This window comes from Coleofasciculus sp. G2-EDA-02 (assembly GCF_040226375.1).
Classification (GTDB): domain Bacteria; phylum Cyanobacteriota; class Cyanobacteriia; order Cyanobacteriales; family Coleofasciculaceae; genus Coleofasciculus.
Genome location: NZ_JAVKEW010000048.1, coordinates 1 through 8,362 on the forward strand (window position 1 = coordinate 1; position 8,362 = coordinate 8,362).

General features: G+C 45.8%; 6 protein-coding genes and 1 pseudogene. 1 reads left to right on the forward strand and 6 read right to left on the reverse strand.

Annotation, left to right across the window (positions count from 1 at the left end):
• Positions 1-384: 384 nt before the first annotated feature.
• Positions 385-1,695: a Glu/Leu/Phe/Val family dehydrogenase gene (locus RLO19_RS04700; RefSeq protein WP_446354285.1), complete on the forward strand. Its 1,311-nt coding sequence runs from the start codon at positions 385-387 to the stop codon at positions 1,693-1,695.
• 90 nt (positions 1,696-1,785) lie between these two features.
• On the opposite strand, the pseudogene RLO19_RS04705 reads toward RLO19_RS04700, so the two are convergent.
• The 6 genes and pseudogenes from RLO19_RS04705 to RLO19_RS04730 all read right to left on the reverse strand — a co-directional run.
• Positions 1,786-1,884 (reverse strand): annotated as a pseudogene (locus RLO19_RS04705) (phosphodiester glycosidase family protein); the annotation flags it as partial.
• 485 nt (positions 1,885-2,369) lie between these two features.
• Positions 2,370-3,212 (reverse strand): 3-deoxy-7-phosphoheptulonate synthase, encoded by an 843-nt coding sequence (gene aroF, locus RLO19_RS04710; RefSeq protein WP_446354286.1) that lies wholly within the window; start codon positions 3,210-3,212, stop codon positions 2,370-2,372.
• A 746-nt stretch (positions 3,213-3,958) separates the two neighbouring features.
• The gene (gene rnc / locus RLO19_RS04715; RefSeq protein WP_446354288.1) at positions 3,959-5,125 is read right to left on the reverse strand and encodes a ribonuclease III; all 1,167 of its coding nucleotides are present in this window, start codon (positions 5,123-5,125) and stop codon (positions 3,959-3,961) included.
• Positions 5,126-5,134: 9 nt separating this feature from the next.
• Positions 5,135-5,635, reverse strand: coding sequence for a heme-dependent oxidative N-demethylase subunit alpha family protein (locus RLO19_RS04720; RefSeq protein WP_446354290.1), 501 nt, complete (start codon positions 5,633-5,635; stop codon positions 5,135-5,137).
• A gap of 78 nt (positions 5,636-5,713) precedes the next feature.
• Positions 5,714-6,907: an RNA-guided endonuclease InsQ/TnpB family protein gene (locus RLO19_RS04725; RefSeq protein ID WP_446354292.1), complete on the reverse strand. Its 1,194-nt coding sequence runs from the start codon at positions 6,905-6,907 to the stop codon at positions 5,714-5,716.
• Between the two features lie 419 nt (positions 6,908-7,326).
• Complete coding sequence (locus RLO19_RS04730) at positions 7,327-7,881, reverse strand: peroxiredoxin (RefSeq protein WP_446354293.1); 555 nt, start codon at positions 7,879-7,881, stop codon at positions 7,327-7,329.
• Positions 7,882-8,362 lie beyond the last annotated feature (481 nt).

Sequence of the window (8,362 nt, forward strand, 5' to 3'; positions counted from 1 at the left end):
TTACGGTTCGAGCGACTGGGCAGTTTGATATTTCTACAGCTAAAAGCAAGCTTCAGATTATCAACCACAAGTACTGCCAACCTATTCACCGACAGGATGGATACAGTTATGCCTAGTTTTCAACCTTTGTCCACAGAATCACCGATTAGAGGCAACGCGATCGCTCGCGTCTAATATAAGTTTTGCTTAATCCAAACCAAAAATTACCCCACTGGCGCTGGAGTCTGATCATCAGGAACTTCAATCGTCAAGCCAGCAATGCTGAGGCTAACGCTGGTGATTGAGTTTCCCAGTTTAACCCAACCCCAGGGGGGGATTTGCCTTGCTGTGAAATTCTCTCGCGTCGTCAATCCAATCCAATAGTCCAATAGGAGGAACAATGGAATGTCTGATTCATTATTAGCCGATGCTGGCACCAGATTGCAAGCCGCGATGAAACATGTCTTAATTTCTGAGGATGCGATCGCACGCTTAAAGCATCCCAAAATGAGCCTAAGTGTGTCCATACCGGTTCGCATGGATGATGGCTCATTACAAATGGTACAAGGGTATCGGGTGCGATATGATGACACCAGGGGACCCGGAAAAGGTGGTGTACGTTATCATCCCAATGTTTCCTTGGATGAAGTTCAATCCCTCGCCTTTTGGATGACATTTAAATGTGCCGTCTTAAATCTACCCTTCGGTGGTGCTAAAGGGGGAGTGACAGTAAATCCCAAAACCTTATCCAAACTAGAACTCGAACGCCTCAGTCGCGGTTACATTGACGCGATCGCAGATTTTATCGGACCCGATGTTGATATTCTCGCCCCTGACGTTTACACCAACGCCATGATTATGGGGTGGATGATGGATCAATATAGTATCATCCGCCGTCAAATTAGTCCCGGTGTCGTCACAGGTAAACCCATTACCATGGGTGGAAGTGTGGGACGCGACGGCGCAACGGCGACTGGGGCTTACTTTGTCATTGAATCTATAGCGCCTAAACTGGATCTGACTCCCCAATATACCACAATCGCGATTCAGGGATTTGGTAAAGCCGGGGCGGTATTGGCAGAATTGTTGGCAAAAGCCGGGTATAAAGTTGTCGCCATCAGTGATTCTCAAGGCGGAATTTATGCCAAAAAAGGCTTAGATATTCCCAGCATTCGTCAGTATAAAACCTCAAGTCAAAGCCTGCAAGCGGTTTACTGTCAAGACACCGTTTGCAATATTGTTGAACATGAACGGTTAACCAATGCGGAACTCTTAGCCTTAGATGTAGACATTCTGATTCCCGCCGCGTTGGAGAATCAAATTACCCTGGATAATGTCAATGATATCCGCGCCCGATATATCTTTGAAGTGGCAAATGGTCCGATTACCTCCGAAGCCGATAAAGTTTTAGATAGCAAAGGTATTCTTGTCTTTCCTGATATTTTAGTCAATGCGGGAGGGGTGACGGTGAGCTATTTTGAATGGGTGCAGAACCGCAGTGGACTCTATTGGACATTGGCAAAAGTGAATGAGCATCTGAAACAGAAAATTGTGGAGGAAAGCCAACAGATCTGGTTAATTGCTAAGGAGTTAGCTGTTTCCCTACGAACCGCCGCTTACGTTCATGCGTTGAATCGGTTAGGGGAAGCTCTTAATGCTAAAGGAACCCGAAACTACTATGTCAATGGTCACATTCCTGTCGTGAATTCCCGGTAATTCAGGTAATCATCAAGAGAGTGGTAGGGGCGGGTTTTACGGATAACGTTTTGGCTCAAAATGATATCTTCACTCAACCCGCCCGATTGACTAATTTTCTGTCGCAGGTAGAGCGTAAAAGCCTAAGTGATTAGCAACTGGACGTTCAACCATGGGAAGTTTGGTATGAATGGGCGCATTTACGCATTTAATACAATAGTCGCCGCTGACGCTCCCCGCACTTTTAGGGCGGGGATTCTTCGTTCACAGATCCGGCTTGCTGTCAAATAAAAGAAGCAGTTGCAATCCCTCTATATCTATTGATGGAGGTTGTCATCTGATTCCCAGACTATCCTAAGCAGTATCTCAGGGTACATCCCTGTTCATTAAATCTTTGAGGCTTAGCTATAATTTATGCAATATAGAACAACGATAGGGTGGTCGCTTTTTACTTCGGGAATCGTAACCCTCTTGCTCAAGAGTTTCCCTGGCAACTCTCTTTGGTGGGGAGTTGGTTTTCTAGTTATGGGAATAGTTATACTCCTTGTGCGGAAAGCAGTTTAGCGAATCCAGCTTCAAGCTGAAAAAATGACAACATCCCGGAACCCATTCCGGGATGAGAAGATCGCATCAGCCGAAAACTCAATTAAAAAAATAGCCCTCTGTTGGGTTTGCGCGATCGCAAAAATTACCGATCAAGCTGACACAGCAGCTAAACTGGCTGGAATTTTTCGCCCGACGGCGGCGGCGACGGGGTGTAAGTTGTGAACCAACTGCACCATATCATCTAACGATAACGCTTGACGGGCATCAGATACGGATTTTTCCGGTTCTGGATGACACTCAATGATTAATCCATCCGCACCCACTGCGACAGCCGCTTTCGCTAAGGCGGGAATTAATTCCCGTTTGCCCGTCGCATGGGAAGGATCTACAATCACAGGCAATGAGGTCATCTGCTTGAGTGCCACAACTGCCCCTAAATCCAAGACATTCCGGGTATAGGTATCGAAACTCCGAATCCCCCGTTCGCACAGCACCACCTGAGAATTCCCATGACTGAGAATATATTCAGCTGCCATGACGAATTCTTCTAGAGTCGCCGCTAGTCCCCGCTTCAGCAGAATCGGTTTATTAACTTCACCCAAGGCTTTGAGTAAATCAAAGTTTTGCATATTACGACTGCCCACCTGAAGCATATCAGCATGGGCAGCCACTAAATCGATTTGGGAAATGGACATGACTTCAGTCACCACAGGAATTTGATGACGCGATCGCACCTGAGATAATATCTCTAGTCCCTCTATCCCTAATCCTTGGAACGAGTAAGGAGAAGTACGGGGTTTGAAAGCACCGCCGCGTAACCCTTGAACTGGGGCGCGTTGCAATTGAGTCGCAACCGTTTCCATCTGCGATTGACTCTCAACCGTACAAGGACCGGCTATAATCACCAGTTCCTCACCCCCGAAGGTGATACGATTCGACAGATGAACCAGAGTTGGGCGATCGGATTGAGTGGCAAGCGTAGCATTCAACATCAGACGAATTCCTTTATACAATCAGTGGACAACAAAAAAACCCGGTTCCTTGCGGGTTCCGGGTTCTGACAAAATTTAAACGCAGCATCACCTACCCGGAACCACTTCCGAACCAAAAAAAGTAAAATCCGTAAAACGAGTTACTCAGGTAGGTTGTCATCAGATACTCCTTAAAAAACAAAAAGACCGCAGCTTTCGCTCTGCGGTCCACCGGGGGGTTCCATGAGGAACTCTACTCACCTCCGGTGAACCTCCGTAAACCAAAAATAAAAGTAGCTATTGTAGTTGAGCATAGCTGAGGACTTTCTATGAAACCTTAACGAGATGCCTATTACTGTACACGATAGCAAGCTGTTGTGCCTAAGTCAATACCCAATCTAGATCAAGTTTCCGTTTTCCACAGGTGTGGAGGCAAGATGTAGGTTGGGCCCTTGGTACGTAGGCTATGGGTCGAGTCGATAACAAAATTGCTCTAGTCACAGGTGGCGGTGCGGGCATTGGACAGGCGATCGCACTGCTATCTTGACCAAAAAGGGAGTAGTTAAGCCGAATTTACGACAATACAACAGCAGCACGCCCGATAAACTTACTGAGTGATTTCCTGTATCTTGTCTTGCACCCTTTTGGCAACAACTATTATTCAGAAATCTTTAAGCTTGTAGGGGCACGGCATTGCCGTGCCCCTACGATCTCCGATTTTAACGGGGATTCTATTCTCCTATTCTATCCGGTGTGTCACCAGAAGTTTATCCCACTCCAACTTTTTTAAGTGCTGCTTCGGCTGCACGTTTTTCAGCATCTTGTTTACGGCGACCTTTTCCGACACCGTAAACTTTACCATTTACGCGCACTTCAGCCGTGAATTCCTTGGCATGATCTAGTCCCGACTCATCGATAACAAAATATTCCGGGTTTTGGACAAAGTTGGCTAGCGCCCACTGCTGAAATCGACCTTTGGAGTCCACGAGAATACTATTATCTAGAGTTGTTTCAGTGGAACAGAGATCTCTAATTGCAGAACTCAACAAAGGTTCAATAAAAGTGATAACTGCTTCAATACCTGAATCGAGAAAGTAAGCACCAACAACGGCTTCAAACGTATCACTGAGCAACGACGAATTTTTGCGTCCTCCTTCTTTTATAGCACCATTACCTAACCTCATTTTTTTAGCTAACTCTAGTTCTTTTGCAAATATTGCTAACTGTTGCTCTTCAACTAATTTAGCTCGCAGACGTGTCAGTTGAGATTCGCTCATCTTCATCGCTGGATCATAATTATAGAGAAACGCACCACTAATAAAATTTAGTACAGCATCACCGAGAAACTCTAAACGTTCGTTGTCTTCACCTGCACTAGGGTTTTCGTTAATGTATGAACGGTGGGTGAGGGCACGATTGAGAAGAGAACGGTCGCGGAAGGAAGGAAGTTTGGATATTTCATCTAATCTTTCTATGATGTGGGATTCATCAGCAATATCAATTAGACTCTGACTTACCCCACCTTGTTGAGCGAAAATTATGACTTTCTTCCCTTTATTTTTTAAGACATGACCTAGACTGGTAAAATCACCATCTCCTGATGCGATAATGAAGATATTAGCTGAGGCATTACTATAGGCTTCTTCAATACAATCAACTATTAGTTGGTTGTCTACGCTGTTTCTGGTCAAGGAGGGAACATTAATTCTTTGAAAACCAATACCACTTAAAAATTTGGCATAGCTTTTATTTTCTCGCTGCCAATTGGAATATGCTTTTTGACAAATTACATCACCTTGTTCGTTGGCAAATGCTTGCAAAAACTCGGCTCTCTCTTGGCTGACTTTAACATTTTGGCAATCCCAATAAAGTGATACTAGAGGAGATGAATTATTTATCGTACTGCTTTTTAAAGTGTTATCCTTTTTCGCCATACTGATATATTAAACCTTACAAACCGGAACCGGGGCGTGGATTTGAGTCAGAGGACACCCCAACTTTTCTCGCAGTCGCCAACGCAAGGGAAAACAGAGGGAGGCGGCGACTAAGCGATACCCTTGACGCGATCGCTCCATCAATAATAAATCCTCCTGTACCAGACGCCCAGCTAAATCCAGAGGTGCTGACTCAAAGTCAGGAATATGCCAAACTTGATTTGTTGCGATCGCGTCAATAGTTTGACCGTGGCGTCGATAATAGTGGGGAAAGCGTTTGTGCAGATGATCAAGCAGTAAATCTAGAACCTCTTTCTGACTGGCTTCGGTTCCGGGGAGACTAGCAAATACCTCTGAATGTCGAGACTTGAGCAGAGTATCTTTTTGTAACAAATACTTGACAAACTGATCATCAATTTCAATCCAATCCTGGGGAGCAAGGGCTTTGAGACTCATTCTCATTTGCCATTTTCCTTCTGCAAAGGGTAGATATATCGGTTGGCGGCTCATGGGTTGTAAACTACCTACACCAACCTGAGTACAGGTATGGTGTAGGCTTTCAGTAGCCCTGTACCAAACCCTTATAAACTAGGTTGGATGTAGAGACGTTGCATGCAACGTCTCTACTTTCCGACGTAGTTCACACGACAGGTACGAACCTCCAGGGCTGTTTACAGAAGCCCCCAAAAGTTTAATTACGTTGGCACCATTAAAATCAGCATCACCCTTCCAGTTGCAATGTCCACAAGAGAAAGTCTTACCAATACGGTAGGACTTTCCTTTTACTGGATGGATGTGTAGGCATTTGTGGCAAGTTTGCGAGGTATAGGCTGGATTGATTTTGATTACCTCAACCCCAGCCCCAAGAGCTTTGTAGTCCAAAAAAGTTCGTAGCTGAAAAAACGCCCATGAATTTGAGCGTCTGCGTTCAGTCTTGTTTCTTGGTTGCTTGTTAGTGCGCTCGCGAATTCCTGTTAAGTCTTCGATTGCAATTGAGGCACCCAACTGTTTTGCCTTGCCAACAATGTGCTTGCTGACGTTATGGTTAACCCACGACTGAAAGCGTCTCTCGCGACCAGATAACCGTTTCAAGCATCTCCTAGCCCTACGCCTAGTTGATCTTGTGCCTTCTGAAGCCTTCTTCTGGAGAGATGCTCTTACCTTTGAATATTTATCTCGAACCTCTGTTATTTGTTGTCCTGAAAACCTTTCTCCCTCACTAGTCACAGCCACGTCACGACGCCCCAAATCCACCCCAATTACACCTTGGGATTTTTGAGGATTTGGGGCATCATTTTTTACTTGAATATTAACTGAGTAGGTATCATTTTGATGTTTAACCAGCGTTGCTGATGTTGGCGTAAAACCAGATAGTTTTCCTTTCTGGTAGCTACCGACATCAACCAAGAAACGTTCTCTCCCCCCAACTAGCGTTAACGACACCGACCAATCTTTCTCCTTAAAAGAGAAGATTCGAGCATCATAATCAGCAGAAGTGGGGAGAAATTTTCTGACAGGTTTGTTCATCCGCTTGGCTGTTTTGCGGTTGGCACTCACCCGATTAATGGCGCGGATGGCAAGGTTAGAAGCTAGTCCAAAACGTTCCCGCACTTCGCCATAAACTTGATTTTGGATGGTCACGTTATGGGTAATCTTGGGTTCTACGACTTCGTTGATATAGTTGCAAGCATCCGCAAACGCCTTAAGAGTTACCTCTATCTTGGCCACCTGTTCGGGTGTCGGGTTGATTTTGCAGACTATCGTTAACACTTGCTTTTCCATTGATAAATTCTATCACTGCAATGAGCATTTATTGGAAAACTCCGTCCTTCCGTTTTCCAAGGGCATTCCTCTCACCGCTAAACTATCGGGGGTACTCGCCTAAAGGCTCGATAAGTCCCCCTCTAGCTATAGCGGGAGCCTCCTGCCGAAATTAGGTGAAGAAAGCCGAATGGGTTGAGTAATGGGCGACCCGATCCAATTGAATGGACTAGAAATGTGATACCAAATCCGGGGAACGCTACCCTTGTTATAACCCAGTCCGCGCAGGCGGACGAAAGTTTGTGTAGCAGCGATTTCAATCGCCTCCTCTTGCTCCCCCTGCTCCCCCTGCTTCCCCTGCTCCCCCTGCTGTTGGCGCTTAAGTTGACACCAATACAAGCGGGTCGCCCCTACAGGTTCCTTCTGGTAGTGGATGATGCTTAGGTCACCGATCGCAACTCATCCAACCGTGCCAGTACTTCTGTACTATGAATCGCCGGTCGAACGCCGAGAAATGTCTCCCGTAAGATGCCATCAGGATCAATGATATAAGTATGGCGTAGGGAGACAAACCCCATCCAAGAGCCATACGCCTGACTCACTGACCCATCTGTATCTGCTAAAAGGGGAAATTTCAACCCCTCTGAGTCACAAAAATCGGCATGGGAGTCTACATCATCTGCACTCACTCCCAAAATTTGGGCATTTCTCTCTATATATTCAGGCAAATCTTGCTGAAAGCGACGAGCCTCTAGGGTGCAACCTGAGGTAAAATCCTTGGGATAAAAGTACAGAACCACCCATTTCCCCCGGTAATCGGAGAGCGATACCTCCCCATCCCCACTATTAGTCGGTAGTGTAAACTCTGGTGCAGGCTCATTTAGTGGCGGTTGTTTACCGCCGAGAGCATAAGCGGCGGGAGTGATGTGTAACCAAGTTAAGCAAGCTAGACAACTTGCCAAGAGAATGCTCACAAGGGTGCGACGAGAAATCATGATCGATACAGCGTGTTTGTTTTACATAAGTTTACAATCCTAATTTAGATCTTGTCAGAATCTGTGATTGCGCTATCATGTCTAGCAAGGTAAGAGTCACTCGGAGGTAAAGCTCCTTTTGTAAGTCAGCCGCAGAGGCATGTCTGGGTGGAGGGGGTGTCAGGAAAATTCAGATAAACACGCTCCTGAACATATTTGCTGGTGTAAGCAACCCCGGTCTAAAGCTTGCCCGATAAGCGAAGCGAAGGGACACGGAGCTTTAGCCAAATAAGTTAAAGCTGTGCTTACCAGCCTAAGTGCTAAGCGCACTACGTTATCGGCAAGTGTTAAAGACCTACCAGCGGATGCGATAGCCAGTTTGCTGCTCTAGAACCGAAAAGTTAAACAGTTTTAAGGTCACTGAAACAGTGCTTTTTGGACAGTTACCGACCGATAACCTTGGCGAGGCTAACTTTACCCCAGAAATGGGTGAAAACCGGAG

What these genes read in the sequence shown, in the direction of transcription:
- RLO19_RS04700 (WP_446354285.1), top strand. Translation starts at nt 385, where the DNA reads ATGTCTGATTCATTATTAGCCGATGCTGGCACCAGATTGCAAGCCGCG.
- aroF (WP_446354286.1), bottom strand. Translation starts at nt 3,212, where the DNA reads ATGTTGAATGCTACGCTTGCCACTCAATCCGATCGCCCAACTCTGGTT.
- rnc (WP_446354288.1), bottom strand. Translation starts at nt 5,125, where the DNA reads ATGGCGAAAAAGGATAACACTTTAAAAAGCAGTACGATAAATAATTCA.
- RLO19_RS04720 (WP_446354290.1), bottom strand. Translation starts at nt 5,635, where the DNA reads ATGAGCCGCCAACCGATATATCTACCCTTTGCAGAAGGAAAATGGCAA.
- RLO19_RS04725 (WP_446354292.1), bottom strand. Translation starts at nt 6,907, where the DNA reads ATGGAAAAGCAAGTGTTAACGATAGTCTGCAAAATCAACCCGACACCC.
- RLO19_RS04730 (WP_446354293.1), bottom strand. Translation starts at nt 7,881, where the DNA reads ATGATTTCTCGTCGCACCCTTGTGAGCATTCTCTTGGCAAGTTGTCTA.